General features: G+C 71.1%; 14 protein-coding genes and 1 pseudogene. 4 read left to right on the top strand and 11 right to left on the bottom strand.

Going from position 1 to position 16,761, the window contains the following annotated elements:
* The first annotated feature begins 45 nt into the window (after positions 1 to 45).
* Positions 46 to 825 carry a HesA/MoeB/ThiF family protein gene (moeB, locus tag BMX97_RS23085; RefSeq protein ID WP_091753576.1) on the top strand — a complete coding sequence of 260 codons (780 nt, stop codon included), beginning with the start codon at positions 46 to 48 and terminating at the stop codon, positions 823 to 825.
* Positions 826 to 843: 18 nt separating this feature from the next.
* On the opposite strand, the gene BMX97_RS23080 is transcribed toward moeB, so the two are convergent.
* The 8 genes and pseudogenes from BMX97_RS23080 to rpmI all read right to left on the bottom strand — a co-directional run bounded on the left by BMX97_RS23080 (position 844) and on the right by rpmI (position 9,043).
* Complete coding sequence (locus BMX97_RS23080; RefSeq protein ID WP_177202320.1) at positions 844 to 2,841, bottom strand: methyl-accepting chemotaxis protein; 1,998 nt, start codon at positions 2,839 to 2,841, stop codon at positions 844 to 846.
* Between the two features lie 385 nt (positions 2,842 to 3,226).
* Positions 3,227 to 3,364 (bottom strand): annotated as a pseudogene (locus tag BMX97_RS34365) (SEC-C metal-binding domain-containing protein); the annotation flags it as partial.
* Between the two features lie 853 nt (positions 3,365 to 4,217).
* Positions 4,218 to 6,641, bottom strand: coding sequence for a phenylalanine--tRNA ligase subunit beta (gene pheT / locus BMX97_RS23070; RefSeq protein ID WP_091753574.1), 2,424 nt, complete (start codon positions 6,639 to 6,641; stop codon positions 4,218 to 4,220).
* An 18-nt stretch (positions 6,642 to 6,659) separates the two neighbouring features.
* Positions 6,660 to 6,785 (bottom strand): hypothetical protein, encoded by a 126-nt coding sequence (locus BMX97_RS34240; RefSeq protein ID WP_280142811.1) that lies wholly within the window; start codon positions 6,783 to 6,785, stop codon positions 6,660 to 6,662.
* The gene (locus BMX97_RS23065; protein ID WP_091753573.1) at positions 6,782 to 7,108 is read right to left on the bottom strand and encodes a hypothetical protein; all 327 of its coding nucleotides are present in this window, start codon (positions 7,106 to 7,108) and stop codon (positions 6,782 to 6,784) included. The genes BMX97_RS34240 and BMX97_RS23065 overlap by 4 nt, the downstream gene beginning before the upstream one ends.
* 37 nt (positions 7,109 to 7,145) lie before the next feature.
* Entirely contained in the window at positions 7,146 to 8,228 is a 1,083-nt protein-coding gene (pheS, locus tag BMX97_RS23060) for a phenylalanine--tRNA ligase subunit alpha (protein ID WP_091753572.1), read from the bottom strand.
* Positions 8,229 to 8,395: 167 nt separating this feature from the next.
* The gene (rplT, locus tag BMX97_RS23055; protein WP_048428158.1) at positions 8,396 to 8,773 is read right to left on the bottom strand and encodes a 50S ribosomal protein L20; all 378 of its coding nucleotides are present in this window, start codon (positions 8,771 to 8,773) and stop codon (positions 8,396 to 8,398) included.
* Between the two features lie 66 nt (positions 8,774 to 8,839).
* Complete coding sequence (gene rpmI / locus BMX97_RS23050; protein WP_007561407.1) at positions 8,840 to 9,043, bottom strand: 50S ribosomal protein L35; 204 nt, start codon at positions 9,041 to 9,043, stop codon at positions 8,840 to 8,842.
* A 348-nt stretch (positions 9,044 to 9,391) separates the two neighbouring features.
* On the opposite strand from rpmI, the gene BMX97_RS23045 reads away from it, so the two are divergent.
* Together BMX97_RS23045 and BMX97_RS23040 are read left to right on the top strand one after the other, a co-directional pair.
* Positions 9,392 to 10,522 carry a glycosyltransferase family 4 protein gene (locus BMX97_RS23045; RefSeq protein WP_091753571.1) on the top strand — a complete coding sequence of 377 codons (1,131 nt, stop codon included), beginning with the start codon at positions 9,392 to 9,394 and terminating at the stop codon, positions 10,520 to 10,522.
* A gap of 353 nt (positions 10,523 to 10,875) precedes the next feature.
* Positions 10,876 to 13,140 (top strand): amylo-alpha-1,6-glucosidase, encoded by a 2,265-nt coding sequence (locus BMX97_RS23040; RefSeq protein WP_091753570.1) that lies wholly within the window; start codon positions 10,876 to 10,878, stop codon positions 13,138 to 13,140.
* 138 nt (positions 13,141 to 13,278) lie between these two features.
* On the opposite strand, the gene infC is transcribed toward BMX97_RS23040, so the two are convergent.
* On the bottom strand, positions 13,279 to 13,800 hold the full coding sequence (gene infC, locus BMX97_RS23035) for a translation initiation factor IF-3 (protein WP_048430889.1): 522 nt from the start codon (positions 13,798 to 13,800) through the stop codon (positions 13,279 to 13,281).
* Positions 13,801 to 14,002: 202 nt separating this feature from the next.
* The gene (locus tag BMX97_RS23030) at positions 14,003 to 15,235 is read right to left on the bottom strand and encodes a glycosyltransferase family 4 protein (RefSeq protein ID WP_091753569.1); all 1,233 of its coding nucleotides are present in this window, start codon (positions 15,233 to 15,235) and stop codon (positions 14,003 to 14,005) included.
* A gap of 291 nt (positions 15,236 to 15,526) precedes the next feature.
* Here BMX97_RS23030 and BMX97_RS23025 point away from each other — a divergent pair, with 291 nt between their 5' ends.
* On the top strand, positions 15,527 to 16,282 hold the full coding sequence (locus BMX97_RS23025) for an alpha/beta hydrolase (RefSeq protein ID WP_091753568.1): 756 nt from the start codon (positions 15,527 to 15,529) through the stop codon (positions 16,280 to 16,282).
* A 146-nt stretch (positions 16,283 to 16,428) separates the two neighbouring features.
* Here the strand turns inward: BMX97_RS23025 and BMX97_RS23020 are convergent, their stop codons facing one another.
* The gene (locus BMX97_RS23020) at positions 16,429 to 16,686 is read right to left on the bottom strand and encodes a BQ00720 family protein (protein WP_060848395.1); all 258 of its coding nucleotides are present in this window, start codon (positions 16,684 to 16,686) and stop codon (positions 16,429 to 16,431) included.
* Positions 16,687 to 16,761: the final 75 nt, after the last annotated feature.

The following is a 16,761-nucleotide window of genomic DNA, read 5'->3' as shown; positions in this document are numbered from 1 at the left end:
CCCGGGGGCCTTCCCCGCGCCCCGCCTCTCGCTTAACCAGGGCCCATGACCGCGCTCACCCCCGACGAGATCGAACGCTACGCCCGCCACATCGTGCTGCGGGAGGTCGGCGGCCCCGGCCAGGTCCGCCTCAAGGCGGCCCGGGTGCTGGTGATCGGCGCCGGCGGCCTCGGCGCGCCGCTGATCCAGTACCTCGCCGCCGCCGGCATCGGCACGATCGGGCTCGTCGACGACGACACGGTCTCGCTCTCGAACCTGCAGCGCCAGGTGATCCACGGCACGCCGGATCTCGGCCGGCCGAAGGTCGAGAGCGCGGCAGATGCCATCGCGCGGCTCAACCCGAACGTCCGGGTCGAGACCCACGCCCTGCGGCTGAACCCCGAGAACGCCGAGGGGCTGATCGCCGCCTACGACCTCGTCGCCGACGGCTCGGACAACTTCGCCACCCGCTACGCCGTCTCGGATGCCTGCTACCGCGCCGGCCGGCCGCTGGTGACCGCGGCGCTCGGCCAGTTCGACGGCTCGCTCACCACGATCCGGGCCCACGAGACCGGCGCCGACGGCCGGCCGAACCCGACCTATCGCTGCCTCTTCCCGAGCCCGCCGCCCGCCGGCTCGGTGCCGACCTGCGCCGAGGCCGGGGTGCTCGGCGCGCTCGCCGGCCTGATGGGATCGCTGATGGCGCTCGAGGTGATCCGCGCCGTCGCGGGCTTCGGCGAGCCGCTGGTCGGGCGCCTGCTGATGGTCGACGCCCGCTCCCTGCGCTTCGAGACCCTGTCCTACGCCTGGGACCCGGGCAATCCGCTGAGCGGGACGGACCGGTAGGTCCGCCCCGCGCCGTCCTCACGCCGCCCGGATCTCGCCCAGGAAGCCGTCGACCTCCTGCTTGACGGTCAGCGACTGGGTCGCCAGCTCGGCGGCGGCCGAGAGCACCTGGGAGGCCGCGCCGCCGGTCTGGTCGGCGAGCGACCGCACGCGGGCGACGCTCGACGAGACGTCCTGGGTGCCGCGGGCCGCCTCGGAGGCGTTGCGGGAGATCTCGGCGGTCGCCGCCGTCTGCTCCACCACCGTCGCCGCGATGGCGCCGCCGATCTCGTTCAACGCCGCGATCGTGCCGCCGATCTGCCGGATGGCGGTGGTCGCCTGATCGGTGGCGGCCTGGATCGCCGCGATCTGGCCGCCGATCTCCTCGGTCGCCCGCGCCGTCTGGCCGGCGAGCTCCTTCACTTCCGCGGCGACCACCGCGAAGCCGCGGCCGGCGTCACCGGCGCGGGCCGCCTCGATGGTGGCGTTGAGCGCCAGGAGGTTGGTCTGCGAGGCGATGGCCGAGATCGTGGTGACGGCGGCCCCGATCTGGGTCGCGGCATTGCCGAGGCTCGCCATGGCGCCGTTGGTGGCCGCGGCCTCGTGGGCGGCGTGGCCGGCGACCTCGCGCGACTGGATCACCTGGCGCTCGATCTCGCGCAGGGAGGCGACCATCTCCTCGGCGGCCGCCGCGACGGTCTGGACGTTGGCGGAGGTCTCCTCGGCGGCGGCGCTGGAGGCGACCGCCTGGGCGTTGGTGCCGTCGGCGACCTGGTTCATCGAGCGGGCGGTGGCGTCGAGCTCGGTGGCGGCCGAGGTCACGATCCCGAGCGAGCCGGCGACCCGCTGCTGGAACGCGGCGACGAGGGCGTCGACCCGGTCGGCGCGGCGCTGGCGGGCGGAGGCCTGCGCCGCCTGGTCGGCCTCGAGCGCGAGCCGCGCGATCGCGTTCTGGCGAAACACCTCGACGGCGCGGGCCATCTCGCCCATCTCGTCGGTCGCGTCCCGGGACGGGATCGCCACGGCGGTCTCGCCGGCGGCCAGGCGGCTCATCGCGCGGGTCATGCCGGAGATCGGGCGGGTGATGCCGCGGGCGATCAGGATCGCGAGCGCGAGGCTGATCGCCAGGATCACGGCGAGGAGCCCGGCCTGCACCCGCTTGGCGGAGTCCATCGTCTCGCTGCTGCGGGCCGCGACCTCCTGGAGCGCGGCATCGAGCTTGCCGCGCACGACGGCGCCGGCAGCGGCGATCGCCTCGGCCTGGGGCTTCAGGGTCCGCTCGTAGAGCGCCTCGCTCTCGAGGATCGCCGCGGACGCCGCGGTGATGTGGCGGTTGAGGCGATGGAGCGTCTCCTCCACCGCGCCGAGGTCGCGCCGCTGCGCCGGGCTGAGGTCGAGGGTCTTCAGCTTCGCGATCGTCGCCTCGGCGCTGGTGAACTGCGCGGCCGAGAGCGTGCGGGTCTTCGGGTCGGTGGTGGCGAGGAAGCGCCAGTTCATCACGCGGAACAGCAGCAGGGTCCGCTCGATCTCCACCGCCTGGGCGAGGACCGCATCGTCGCCGCCCGCGCGCAGCTGGGCGACGAGGGCGCCCGAGGCCTTGGTCAGGTCGTCGCCAGAGGTGTAGACGCCGGCCTTGTTCTCGCGGATCTGCACGCCGAGGGCGGCGAACCGCGGCATCTCGGCGACGAGGCGGCTCGCCTGCTCTCGCAGGCCGGCATAGAGGACGCGCCGATCCTCCGAGAGCGCCCGCTGCATCAGCCCCTCGGCGAGCTGCACGACGTCCGACAGGCTCGCCTGCATCCCGGCCGCCATCTCGTCGGTCTGGGTCGTGCGGTACTTCAGGCTCTGGGCCGCGAAGCGGTCGGTCAGGCCGTTCAGCGTGTAGAGTTCGCGCGCCGCCTGCTCGAGCTGCGCCTTCTGCGTGAACAGGTCGTCGAGGCTGTCGGTCTGCCGGTACGAGAAGCCGCCCATCACCGCGACCAGCACCGCCAGGAGCGCGAAACCGCCGTACAGTCGCGCACGCAGGGGAATTCTCATCGGATCGTCCGTCCCATCGACCACTACAATCGAACGGACGTTACGGTACATTCCGGAACGTTTCGTAAATGTGTCGCAAGTTGCAACAAATGAGCAGAGACGTTTCAACCCGTGACTAAATCATCGCGCAAGACTGCTGCGACATCAATTCGCCCGACGAGGCGACCGGCACGGCGCGCGAGACCGAGCATCTACGGGATGAGAACGGATATCCGCCAGTCACGGCCCTGCCTCGTATCAGGGCAGAATGCATAAAATATGATCCGCCGCCGGAGCAAGTCATTCCCGCAGCGGTTGTCGTCACATGGCAAGACCGGTCGGCCCGCGTCGCGCGGCGCCGGCGGGGTTCCGCCGGGGCGTAAAGACAGCTCGGACCCGGCGGCGGTCAGCGCCCCGGCGGCAGCGGCGGCAGGGCCGCGAATCCCTGCTCGACCTTGTCGAGGCAGCACTTCTTGAACTTCTTGCCGCTGCCGCAGGGACAGGGATCGTTGCGGCCGACGTCGCGGTAGGGATTGCGCTCGGGGATCGGAAAACCGTCCTCGTCGAGGTCGGGCAGGTGGTCGTGCGCGCCCTCGCGGGTGTGGGCGAGCGCCCCGATCGGATCGTCGAGATGGCCGATCAGCAGGTCGTCGAAGCGCGCGCGGCTCTTCGGCCGCAGGCGGGCCTCCTTCAGGGTCTCCTGCACCGTCTCCCAGTCGATGACGTTGCCGGTGTTGCGGCCGTCCTTGCGCGCCGCCTTGAGGCGGGGAACGAGGTCGTCGAAGCCGATCAGCGAGACCGCGTCCTCCCAGCCCTGCCAGACCTCCTCGGCCTCGGGCGGGGCCAGACGCTCGGTATCGAACCGGACCAGGAAGGCCTTGGCCGCCTCGCGGTCGATGCGCCCGTCGGAGGTGAGCAGCGCCAGCGCGTGGAAGAGCTGCATCCGGGCGATGCCGACCGGCGCCTCGCCGCCGATCGCCGCCAGCAGTCCCTCGGCGTCGCCCTCGAACGAGCCGATGACGAGGCTCGCGAGGGTGTTCGGGTAATCCCCGCCGAGCGCCGCCGCGATCGCGTCGTCGTCGCGGCGCAGGAGGCGCATCAGCGGCGCATGGATCCGGGTGTCGCGGGCCGAGGCCAGGACGTGGATGCCCCAGAACAGCAGGCTGCGCTCGGGCTCGGTCAGCGCCTCGCCCTCGCCCTCGCCGTCGGCGGCCCGGCCGAGGATCGCCAGGACCGGCTCGGCGATCGAGCCGGGCGCCGCCAGCGCCCGCTCCATCGCCTTCTCCGGCAGGTAGGTCGCCGCCGAGAGCTCCCGGACCAGATCGGTGTCCACCACGCCCGTCTCCTCGTTCCTGCCGCCCGGCGGCGCGGGGCGCGCGCCGCCGGGCTGATCGCGATCAGCTCCGCAGCGTCGCGCCGGTCTTGCGCGTCACCTCGGCGACGATCTTCTGGCTCACCGCCTCGATCTCGGCATCGGTGAGGGTGCGGTCGGTCGGCTGGAGCCGCACCGCCACGGCGACGGACTTCTGGTCCTCGCCGATTCCCGCGCCCTCGTAGACGTCGAACACCTCGATGCCCGTCACGAGATTGCGCTCGGCGGCTTGCGCCGCCTTGAGGATGTCGCCCGCCGCCACGCTCCGGGAGACCACGAAAGCGAAGTCGCGGGTGAGCGGCTGGAAGTCCGGCAGGGTGGCGGCCGGCTTCATCTTGGTCGGCCGGTGCTTGGGCAACGGCAGGGTGTCCAGCGTGATCTCGCAGACCACCACCGGGCCCTTGACGTTGAGGGCCTTGAGCACCCGCGGGTGCAGCTCACCGAAGAACCCGACGGGGTTGCGCGGCCCGAACTGGAGCGTGCCGGAGCGGCCGGGATGCAGCCAGTCCGGCCCGCCGGCCACGACCTGGAGGCCGCCGGTCGGCACGCCGAGGCTCGTCAGCAGCGCCAGCGCGTCGGCCTTGGCCTCGAAGGCGTCGACGGGCTTCACCGCGCCGTCCCAGTGCCGGCCGGCGCCGCCGTGGCGGGCGGAGCCGCGGCGCAGAGCCGTCGCCTTGGTGGTCTGGCTCTCGGGCTGGTCGGAGGAAAAGCACTGCCCAACCTCGAACAGCGCGACGTCGCCGGTGCCGCGGTCGGCGTTGCGCTGCGCGGCGCGGGCGAGGCCCGGCACCAGGCTCGGGCGCATGTCCGAGAGGTCGGCGGCGATGGGGTTGGCCAGCGCCAGTTCCGGCTTGCCGCCGCCGAACAGCGTCGCGTCGTCATGGGCGATGAACGACCAGGTCACCGCCTCGACGAGGCCGCGGGCGGCGAATTCGCGCTTGGCCTGCCGGGTGCGCTTCTGCATCACCGTCAGCACCGGGCGGATCACCGTCGCCTCGATCCGCGGCAGGGGCTTGGGCTCGATCCGGTCGAGGCCGGCGATGCGCACGATCTCCTCGACGAGGTCGGCCTTGCCCTCGACGTCGGGACGCCAGGACGGCGAGAGCACCTTGGCCCGGTCGCCCGAGCCGGCGACGTGGAAGCCGAGCGATTCCAGCGTCACCTTCATCTCCGGCCGCGGCAGGTCGAGGCCGGACAGCCGGCGCACCTCCGTCCACGGGAAGTCGATGATGCGGTCGGTGTCGGGCACCTCGCCCGAGACGGTGGCCTGGCTCGGGGTGCCGCCGCACAGGTCGAGCACGAGCTTGGTCGCCAGGTCGAGGCCCGGCAGGGCGAAGGCCGGATCGACCCCGCGCTCGAACCGGTAGCGGGCGTCGGTCACGATGCCGAGGCGCCGCCCGGTGCGGGCGATGGTGAGCGGGTCCCACAGGGCCGACTCGATCAGCACGTCGGTCGTGCCCTCGTCGCAGCCGGAATGCTCGCCGCCCATGATGCCGGCGATCGACTCGACGCCGGCCTCGTCGGCGATGACGATCGCGTTGTCGTCGAGCCGATAGGTCCGCCCGTCGAGGGCCACGATCTCTTCAGCCTCGCGGGCGCGCCGCACGGTGAGGGCGCCCTTCACCTTGGCGGCGTCGAAGACGTGGAGCGGCCGGCCGCGGTCGAAGGTGACGTAGTTGGTGATGTCGACGAGCGCATTGATCGGCCGCAGGCCGATCGCGGTCAGGCGCCGGCGCATCCATTCGGGCGACGGCCCGTTCTTGACGCCGCGGACCAGCCGGAGGCCGAAGAGCGGGCAGAGATGCGCGTCCTCCGGCGCGAAGTCGCGGGTGACGGCGACCGGGCAGGCCCCCTCCCCCTTGACCGGCGCCAGCTGCCCGCGCTTGAGCGTGCCGATGCCGGCCGCCGCGAGATCGCGGGCGATGCCGTGGATGCCGGTGCAGTCGGGCCGGTTCGGCGTCAGGTTGATCTCGATCACCGGGTCGTCGAGCCCGGCGAAGGCCGCGTAGGCCTGGCCGACGGCCGCGTCGGCCGGAAGGTCGAGGATGCCGTCGTGGTCGTCCGACAGGCCGAGCTCGGAGCCCGAGCACAGCATGCCCCGGCTCTCGACGCCGCGGATCACGCCGACCGACAGGGTGATGTTCTTGCCCGGCACGTAGGTGCCGGGAGGAGCGAACACGGTCTTCATGCCGGCCCGCGCGTTCGGAGCGCCGCAGACCACCTGCACGGGCGCGCCCTCGCCGGTATCGACAGTGCAGACCCGCAGGCGGTCGGCGTTCGGGTGCTGCTCGGCGGTGAGCACGGCGGCGATGCGGTAGGCGGCGAGCGCCGCCGCCTTGTCCTCGACGCGCTCGACCTCCAGCCCGATGCGGGTCAGCGTCTCGACGATCACGTCGAGGGAGGCATCGGTATCGAGGTGGTCCTTGAGCCAGGAGAGGGTGAATTTCATGGGGCTAAACCTCTCGGCTCAGGCGAGCCGGGACTTGGTGATGAGAAGGACGGCCAGGCGGCGGCACTGGTCGTCGTCGAGAGATTCGAGGTCGGCGACGGCGAGAAGATCGTAGACGAGGGGATTGCCGAGACGCGCCATCACGCGCTTAATCCCGAGTCGCGATCACCCAACTCTCGATCATCCTCGTCGTCGCCGAAGATCTCGTCATCCGGGTAATCGAAATCGAGATAGGGGAAACGTTCTTCCCCCTTCTCGCGCAGGGCGAGCCAGAGCGCCGCGTTCGCAGCGTTGGATTCCTTGCCCCCGGTCACGCCCGAGCCCGGCTTCATGTGGGCGAGGACGAACAGCGACGGCACGTCGGACTGGTTGTAGCCCGGACGAACCTCGACCCGCTCGTAGCCGGAGGCTGCGAGATGCCGGGTCAGGATCTCGTCGGCGATCGTCGTGATCTCGTCCACGGTCATGATGCGCCTCGCGCAAGCGTCTCTCGGGGAGAGTCTCTCAGCCGGTCAGGCCGCCGACCAGGCTCGGGATGTCGAGGGGGCGGAAGCCGTAATGATCGAGCCAGCGGACATCCGCCTCGAAGAACGGGCGCAGGTCCGGCATGCCGTATTTGAGCATCGCGATCCGGTCGATGCCCATGCCCCAGGCGAAGCCCTGGACCGAGTCCGGGTCGAGGCCGCAATTGCGCAGCACGTTCGGGTGGACCATGCCGCAGCCGAGGATCTCGAGCCAGTCGTCGCCCTCGCCGAAGCGGATCTCGCCGCCTTTTCGCGAGCACTGGATGTCGACCTCGGCCGACGGCTCGGTGAAGGGGAAGAAGGATGGCCGGAAGCGCATCTTGACGCTGTCGACCTCGAAGAACGCCTTGCAGAATTCTTCCAGAACCCACTTCAGGTGGGCGATGTTGGCCTGCTTGTCGATCACCAGGCCCTCGACCTGGTGGAACATCGGGGTGTGGGTCTGGTCGGAATCGTGCCGGTAGGTGCGGCCCGGGCAGATCACCCGGATCGGCGGCTGCACGGAGCGCATGGTGCGGACCTGCACCGGCGAGGTGTGGGTGCGCAGGAGCTTGCGCTTCCCGTCCCGGTCGGGCCGCAGGAAGAAGGTGTCGTGCATCTCCCGGGCCGGATGGCCCTCGGGGAAGTTGAGCGCCGTGAAGTTGAGGTCGTCGGTCTCGACGTCGGGCCCTTCCGCGATCGAGAAGCCCATGTCGCCGAAGATCGCCGTGATCTCGTCCATCACCTGGGTGATCGGGTGGATGCGCCCGCGCGTCTCGGGGCCCTCGCGCACCGGGAGCGTCACGTCGATCCGCTCGGCGGAGAGCCGTGCCGTCAGCGCGGCCTCCGCCAGCGTCTCGCGCCGCGACTGGATCGCGCCCTGGACCCGGTCGCGCAGGCCGTTGATCAGCGGGCCCTGCTCCTTGCGGGCCTCGGGCGACATGGCGCCCAGAGTCTTCAGCAGCTCGGAGACGGCGCCCTTCTTGCCGAGGGCGGCGACGCGCACGCCCTCGAGCGCGGCCTCGTCGGCGGCGCCAGTCACCTGGGCGAGGAGATCGGTTTCGAGGCTGGTGAGATCGGTCATGGTCTGCTCAATCGGGCTCGCGGATGCCCTGCAACGCGCCGCCCCGCCCCGTCAACCCGGAGCGCCGGAAACGGCCCGCGCAACGCAAAACGGCCCGCGCGGGCGGGCCGTGATGGTGGTCTCTTCGAAGGGCCCGCGCGAGGGTGCGGGCCCGGGACGCGACCGCGTTAGGCCGCCTTGACGAGCTCGGCCGGCAGGGCCGACTTGGCCTTCTCGACCACGGCGACGAAGGCCGCCGGCTCGTGGATGGCGAGCTCGGAGAGCGCCTTGCGGTCGACCTGCACACCGGCCTTGGCCAAGCCGTCGATGAAGCGCGAGTAGGTCAGGCCGTGCGGACGGACCGCGGCGTTGATGCGCTGGATCCACAGGGCGCGGAAGTTGCGCTTCTTGTTCTTACGATCGCGGTAGGCATACTGCATGCCCTTCTCGACCGCCTGCTTGGCGATCCGGATCGTGTTCTTGCGCCGGCCGTAATAGCCCTTGGCGGCCTTGAAAACCTTCTTGTGCTTGGCGTGGCTGGTCACGCCGCGCTTGACGCGGGCCATGGTGATCTCCTGGGATGTCTACGAAACAGATGCGGGACGAAGCGTCTTCTTGGTCGAAGCCGGTTCTTAGCGGGCGTTCGGCAGGAAGTACTTCTTCACGTTGGCGGCGTCGCCCTCGAACAGGGTGGTCGTGCCGCGCAGGTTGCGGATCTGCTTCGTGGTCCGCTTGATCATGCCGTGGCGCTTGCCGGCCTGGGCGTACATGACCTTGCCGGTCCCGGTGATCTTGAAGCGCTTCTTGGCGCCCGACTTGGTCTTCAGCTTGGGCATTTTGCTCTCCTGACGCGAACTCCACCTCCCGAGTCCCGCCACGGGGCGGATCCCGACGATCGTCACGATCGATGGTGGAGCGACACGAACCGCCACGGCAGCCCTCACGGCCGGGCGGTTCAGCGAGGCGCGTGCCATAGCAGGGACGGCGGCGTCACGCAATCGTCGCAGCGGCGACGATCGTCTCCTGTGTGTGGCGGGAACAGAGCCCGGCTCGCCCTGGCGTTGTGCGCTGCACCGGAACAATAAGCTCGGGTGCGCGGTTTCGTTCATGTCCCGCTCAGGCCCCATCCTGCTTAGTCCCCGCCAACGTTGATCCGCCCGTTTGGCGTCTCAGGAGATTTCCTCGTGCGCATTGCCCAGGTAGCCCCCCTCGCGGAGGCCGTTCCGCCGAAGTTCTACGGCGGCACCGAGCGTGTCGTCTCGTGGCTCACCGAGGAGCTGGTCCGCCAGGGCCACGACGTCACGCTGTTCGCGAGCGGCGACTCGGAGACGAGCGCCAAGCTGGTCGCCTGCTGCCCGGAGGGCCTGCGGCTCGCCGGCATCCGCGACCACGTCGCCAGCCACCTCGCCATGCTCTATCACCTGCGCCGGCGCGCGGACGAGTTCGACGTCATCCACTTCCACATCGACCTCCTGCAGTACCCGTTGTTCGAGGAGTTCAACCACAAGTGCGTCACCACCCTGCACGGGCGGCTCGACGTGCCGGACTTCATGCCGGTCTACCGCACCTTCACGGGCATGCCGCTCGTGTCGATCTCCGACCACCAGCGCGGGCCGATGCCCGGGAACGCCAACTGGCTCCAGACCATCCATCACGGCCTGCCGGCGGAGAACTGCCGCTTCTCGCCCAACCCGAAGGACGGCGGCTACCTCGCCTTCCTCGGCCGCATCTCGCCCGAGAAGCGCCCCGACCGCGCGATCGAGATCGCCAAGGCCTCCGGCGTGAAGCTGAAGATCGCCGCCAAGGTCGACAAGGCCGACCAGGAATACTGGGATGAGGTCATCGAGCCGATGACCCATCACCCGCTGATCGAGTATATCGGCGAGATCAACGAGGATCAGAAGCACGAATTCCTCGGCAACGCCCTGGCGCTCGCCTTCCCGATCGACTGGCCGGAGCCCTTCGGCCTGGTGATGATCGAGGCGATGTCGGCCGGCACCCCGGTGATCGCGTGGCGCAACGGCTCCGTGCCGGAGGTCATCAAGGACGGCGTGTCGGGCGTCGTGGTCGAGTCGATGGACGAGGCCATCGCGGCGGTCGAGACCTGCAAGGCGATGAGCCGCGAGGGCGTGCGCCGCTACTTCGAGACCCGCTTCACCGCGAGCGTCATGGCCCGCTCCTACGTCGCCGCCTACGAGTCGCTGCTCGCCGGCGACCTCGACGCGATCAAGATCCCGGGCCTGGCGATCGGTGCGCCGGCGGCCCTCAACGGGGCGACCAACGGCGTCTCCCACCCGGTGCTGCGCGCGGTCTGATCCGCCCGGCCGCATTCTGACGACGAGGCCCGGTCCCCGCGAGGGGGCCGGGCCTTTGTCTTGCGCGATGCATCGCCGGCCGATGCGGCCGGAGCGTTTTCCGCACGACTGCCCGGGACGGGAGCGTGCTGCCCGAAATCCGTGCCGAACCCGGGCCGCATCCCCCTGGCGCCCGCCGCACGATGGCCCACATTCGCTCTAGCGTGGGGTCCAACCCGCGAATCGCCGCGGGTCCCGCCTCCCGCTGCCGTCCGGGCGCTCCGCCCGGAGCCCCGAGACCTCGCCCCGATCCCCGCGACGCCCCGCCCCGCCCCGCGTCGCGCAGCGAAGACCCCAGGAGTGAAGCCGTGCCGATGGTCGCGACCGCCCCCGACGACGAGACGCTGCCGCAATACCACATCGAGGCCCAGACTTCGCTGGTGGAGCGCCAGCTGCGTTCGCTCAAGCACGGCGACGCCTTCGCGGTGCTCGACAGCTACGGCGACATCGGCGTCTTCCCGGGCCCCGAGGGGCTGTACTTCCAGGACACCCGCTTCCTGTCGCGCCTCGAGCTGACGGTCGAGGGCCAGCGGCCGATGCTGCTCGGCTCGGTGGTGCAGGACGACAACGGCGCCCTCTCGGTCGACCTGACGACGCCGGACATCCGGCTCGACGCCAACGACGAGACCAGCATCCCGCGCGAGATCATCGCGCTGGAGCGGACCAAGTTTCTCTTCCGCGGCACCTGCTACGACCGCATCGGCCTGCGCAACTACGACACCAAGCCCCGCCACCTGCGCGTGTCCCTGAGCTTCGACGCCGATTTCCGCGATCTGTTCGAGGTCCGCGGCAGCGACCGGGCGCATCGCGGCAAGCGCAGCGTCGAGGTGACGGCCGCCAACGAGGTGACGTTCACCTATGACGGGCTCGACGCGCGGCGGCGCACCACCCGCCTGAGATTCGGCCCCAAGCCCGCGCGGCTCGAGGCGAACAAGGCCGAGTTCGAGGTCAGGCTCGCCCCGGGCGGGCGCGCCTCGATCTTCGTGCGGGCGATCTGCGACACGGTCGATCTCGGCCGCGAGGGCGAGGCGGTGATCGGCAGCGCGCTGCCGTTCACCCACGCGGCCTACCCCAACCCGCGCCGCGAGGAGGGCCACCCGAAGGGCGAGGGCATGACCTTCGCGCTCGCCTACCGCGACGCGCGGCGCGACCTGCGTAAGGCCACCGCCAACATCACCACGATCGAGAGCTCGAACGACCAGTTCAACGAGGCCGCCTGCCGGGCGACGGCCGACCTCTACATGCTGTTGAGCCGCACGCCGAACGGCGTCTACCCCTATGCGGGCATCCCCTGGTACAGCACGGTCTTCGGGCGCGACGGCATCATCACCGCCATGATGACGCTGTGGATCGACCCCGAGATCGCCAAGGGCGTGCTGCGCCACCTCGCGGCGACGCAGGCGACCACGATCGATCCGGCCGCCGACGCCCAGCCCGGCAAGGTCCTGCACGAGACCCGCAACGGCGAGATGGCGATCCTCGGCGAGGTGCCGTTCAAGCTCTATTACGGCACCATCGACGCGACGCCGCTCTTCGTGATGCTGGCCGGCCAGTACTACGAGCAGACCGGCGACGAGGCGACGATCCGGACGATCTGGCCGAACCTTCTGGCGGCGCTCAACTGGATCGACGAGTACGGCGACCGGGACAAGGACGGCTTCGTCGAATACGCCCGCGAGACCGAGAAGGGCCTGGCCAACCAGGGCTGGAAGGACAGCCACGATTCGATCTTCCACGCCGACGGCCGGATGGCGCAGGGCCCGATCGCGCTGTGCGAGGTCCAGGGCTACGTCTACGCCGCCAAGAAGGGTGCGGCCAAGCTCGCGGCGCTGATGGGCGACCAGGCGCTCTCCGAGCGGCTGAAGGGCGAGGCGGAGCGGCTGCGCAAGGCCTTCGACGAGAAGTTCTGGCTGCCGGAGATCGGCACCTACGCCATCGCGCTCGACGGCGAGAAGCGTCCCTGCGCGGTGCGCTCCTCGAATGCCGGCCACGCGCTGTTCACCGGCATCGCCTACCCGGAGCGGGCCGAGAGCGTCGCCGCGGTGCTGATGTCGAAGGACGGGTTCAACGGCTGGGGCGTGCGCACCATCGCGGTCGGCGAGGCGCGCTACAACCCGATGTCGTACCACAACGGCTCGATCTGGCCGCACGACAACGCGCTCGTCGCGCTGGGCCTTGCCCGCTACGGCCTGAAGGCGGAAGCCGCGCGGGTGTTCGAGGGCCAGCACGGCGCCTCGCTCTACCAGGAGGGACGGCGCCTGCCGGAGCTGTTCTGCGGCTTCATCCAGCGCAAGCAGCGCGGGCCGACGAACTATCCCGTCGCCTGCAGCCCGCAGGCCTGGGCGGCGGCCGCACCCTTCGCGTTCCTGGCGGCCTGCCTCGGGCTGGAGCTGCGCCACGACCGCAACCGGATCCGCTTCCGCGACCCGATCCTGCCGGCCTTCCTCGACGACGTGCTGATCCGCAACCTGAAGCTCGGCGACAGCCACGTCGACCTGCTGATCCACCGCCACGGCCAGGACGTGACCGTCAACGTGGTGCGCCGGACCGGCGACGCGCAGGTGATCCTGCTGAAGTAGCCCGCAAAAAAGCGATGGGCCGGGACATGCCCGGCCCTTCGATGCTCCCCGCGCGGGTTCTCCGGAGGAGACGCCCGCGCCCGGAGCGGTCAATCGACCCCGTCCGCGCGAGACGCGCGGCGAGGCGCCGTGCGCTGGCTAGCGCGGCGCCAGGATCATGATCATCTGGCGGCCTTCGAGCTGCGGCTCGCTCTCCACCTTGGCGATCTCCTGCGTCTCGGACTTCACGCGCTCGAGCAGGCGCAGACCCAGGTCCTGGTGCGCCATCTCGCGACCGCGGAAGCGGAGCGTCACCTTGACCTTGTCGCCTTCCTCGAAGAACCGCTGCACGGCCTTCATCTTGACTTCGTAGTCGTGCTTGTCGATGCCGGGCCGGAGCTTGATCTCCTTGACCTCGACGGTCTTCTGCCGCTTGCGCGCCTCGGCCTGCTTCTTCTGCTCGTTGAAGCGGAAGCGGCCGTAGTCGAGAAGCTTGCAGACCGGAGGCACGGAGTTCGGCGCGATCTCGACGAGGTCGAGGCCTGCTTCCTCGGCGACCTGCAGCGCTTCGAAGAAGCCCATGACGCCACGGTTCTGCCCGGTGTCGTCGATGAGCTGCACCTCGCGGACGCCGCGGATGTCCCGGTTCGCGCGCGGCCCGTCCTTCTGCGGGGCCGGCATGGCTCTCATAGGTCTGCGAATGGCTTCAATCTCCTCAATCACGTCGTCCGGCGGCGGCCCGCGGGCCGCTTACCCTTGAGGGCCGGCCCCGAACCACCGCGCGGGCATACTCGGGTGTACACTACCACCTTGGCGAGATCGCCCGGTTTGTCAACTCGCGGCAGGCGGACTTGGTTGCGGCCCGGTACCCCGCCGACCGCGGTTACCTCCCCTCCCCTGCCGGCGTCGCGCCGAGGAGGTCGGCGTAGATCGCCAGGGTGTCGGCGAGCATCATTTCCAGCGAGAAATGCGCCTCGACGTGGCGGCGGGCGCGGCGCACCAGGGCGTCGCGGGCGCTGGCGCCGAGGCGCAGGGCATCCGCGAGGGCGCCGGCGAGCGCCTGGGCATCGCCGGCCGGCACGCGCCAGCCGGTGCGCTCGGAGGCCTGCACCTCCGGGGGCGCGAGCACGGTCTCGGGCACGGCGCCGAGATCCGAGACCACGACCGGCGTGCCGAGCGCCTGGGCCTCGACCGCCGCACGGCCGAAGGCCTCCGGCTCGGTCGAGGGCACCGCCACCACCGAGGCGGCCCGGTAGGCCGCCGGCATGTCGCTGCAATGGCCGACGCGCCTGACCTGGCCCGAGAGGCCGTGGGCGGCGATCATCGCGTCGAGCTCGCGCAGGTAGCCGGTGCGCCCCTGGGGATCGCCGGCGAGCACCACCGTGAAGTCGCCGAGGCCCTGGGCCCGGAGCGCCGCCGCGGCCTCGATCAGCACGCGGTGGCCCTTCCAGGCGGTGAGCCGGGCGGCGAGCAGCACCACCCGCTCGTGCGGGGCGACGCCCCAGGCCCGGCGCAGGGCCTCGACCCGCTGCGGCGCGACCTGGCCGGGCGTGAAGGCGGACAGGTCGGTGCCGCGATGGATCACCCGCACCCGGTCGCCGGCGACCTGCGGGAAGAGCCGGCGGATCGCGTCGGCGGTGAAGTGCGAGTTGGCGATCACCACGTCGCCCCGCGCCATCACCGAGTTGTAGAGGAGCTTGGCCGGCGAGCGGCCGGCATAGCTGCCGTGATAGGTGGTGACGAAGGGCAGGCCGAGGCGCCGGGCCGCCCCGAGCGCGACCCAGGCCGGGGCGCGGGAGCGGGCGTGGATCAGCTCGACCCCCTCCGCCCGGCAGATGCGGGCGAGCCGTCCGACATTGAGCGCCATCGCGAACGGGTTCTTGCTGCGGGCCGGGAACGGCACCCAGGCGCCGCCCTTGGCCTGCAGCTCGCCGACGAGGCGGCCGCCCTCGGTGGCGACCAGCGCCCGGGCGCCCGCCGCGGCGAGGGCCGCCGCCACGTCGACGGCGGTGCGCTCGGCGCCGCCGGCGTCGAGCTCCGGGATGATCTGCAGCACGGTGCGGCCGGCCAACGGATGGCTCGCGGCCGGGAACGGCGTGGCCTGGCTCGACGGCATGGGACTCCGGGTCAGGGTTCTGATCGCAGCGCTCGCGGCATGACGGTGCCTGCTCCACGCAGGAAGTGAGGGTGCGCCGACGGCCGCCGGTGTAGAAGCCGCCGGACACGATCCGCACCGGGACGATGGGTCAAAGTCGCCCGACCCCGTTGCGGATCGGTAAACCTTGGGCGCCGCCCGTCCGTGACCAGGGCGGCGGCCGGAATAACGGGGATAACGCCGATGCAGGACGCCAAATCGGGAACCGCGCCGGGAACCATTCCGGGATCGACGTCGGAGGCGCCCCCCGGGATGCCGGCGCGCGTCCCCGCCACGATGCTGAGCGTGCGGGGGCGCCGCCTCGCCACCCTGGCGCGCCCCGGCGCCGGGCCGCCGGTGGTGTGGCTCGGCGGGTTCCGCTCGGACATGCGCGCCAGCAAGGCCGAGGCGCTCGACGCCTGGGCGGCGGCGCGGGGCCGGGCCCTCGTGCGCTTCGACTATACCGGCCACGGCGAGTCGGACGGCGCCTTCGCCGATTGCACGATCTCGGACTGGCTCGCCGACGCCGAGGGCGTCGTCGCCGCCCTGGCGCCCGAGCGCCCGATCCTGGTCGGCTCCTCGATGGGCGGCTGGATCGCGCTGCTCGCCGCCGCCCGGGTGAAGCCGTCCGGGCTGGTGCTGATCGCGCCGGCCACCGACTTCACCGAGGCGCTGATGTGGGCGCAGTTCCCCGAGGCGATCCGCCGGCAGGTGATGGAGGACGGGGTGTGGCAGCGCGAGTCGCAATACTCGCCCGAGCCGACGCCGGTGACCCGCGCCCTGATCGAGGACGGGCGGCGCCACCTGATGCTGGACCGGCCGATCGACCCGGGCTGCCCGGTCCACATCCTGCAGGGCATGGCCGACCCGGACGTGCCCTGGACCCACGCGATGCGCCTCGTCGAGCGGCTGCCCGAGACGGGCGTGGTGGTGACCCTGATCAAGGAGGGCGACCACCGCCTCTCCGGCCCGGCCGACCTCGACCGCCTGGTCGCGGCGGTCGAGGGGATCGCGCCGCGGACCGCTTAGAGCCTTGTCCGACGAGGTGGATTCCGGTTCGTCGAAGAAAATGCGGCAAAATCGAAACCTAGAGAGCTTCGCGACTGCAACGCGATCGTGAAGCTCTCCAGCCCGCGCGGGAGGCCGTCGCGCCCGCGACGGCCTCCCGGACTTCGCTAATGGACGCTCATCGCCTGGAGGTCGTGCGCCCAGGCATTGGCGAAGGCCGCGTCGCGGCTGTCGGTGAGCAGGATCGGCGCGCCGCTCGCGGAGAGGAGGGCGAACAGGTCGAGGCCGGGGGTGAGGTCCGGCGCCTCGGGGAAGAGGCGCTTGACCTCTTCCGAGCGCATGGCGCGGACATAGGCGACATGGCCCTCGCCGAGCGCCGCGAGGGCCGACGGGTCGAGGTCGGGATTCAGGGTGGTGTCGGACATGATGCGCCCTCCTCTCAAAGGCAGCAGGACGGTACCGGCCGAGAGAGCCCCGAAGCGGCTGGCCGGTACGATGAA

The organism is Methylobacterium sp. ap11 (assembly GCF_900110515.1).
In the GTDB taxonomy this organism is placed as follows: Bacteria; Pseudomonadota; Alphaproteobacteria; order Rhizobiales; family Beijerinckiaceae; genus Methylobacterium; species Methylobacterium ajmalii.
The sequence above is the reverse complement of the archived record's forward strand: the minus strand, read 5'-3'. Positions and strand labels throughout refer to the sequence as shown.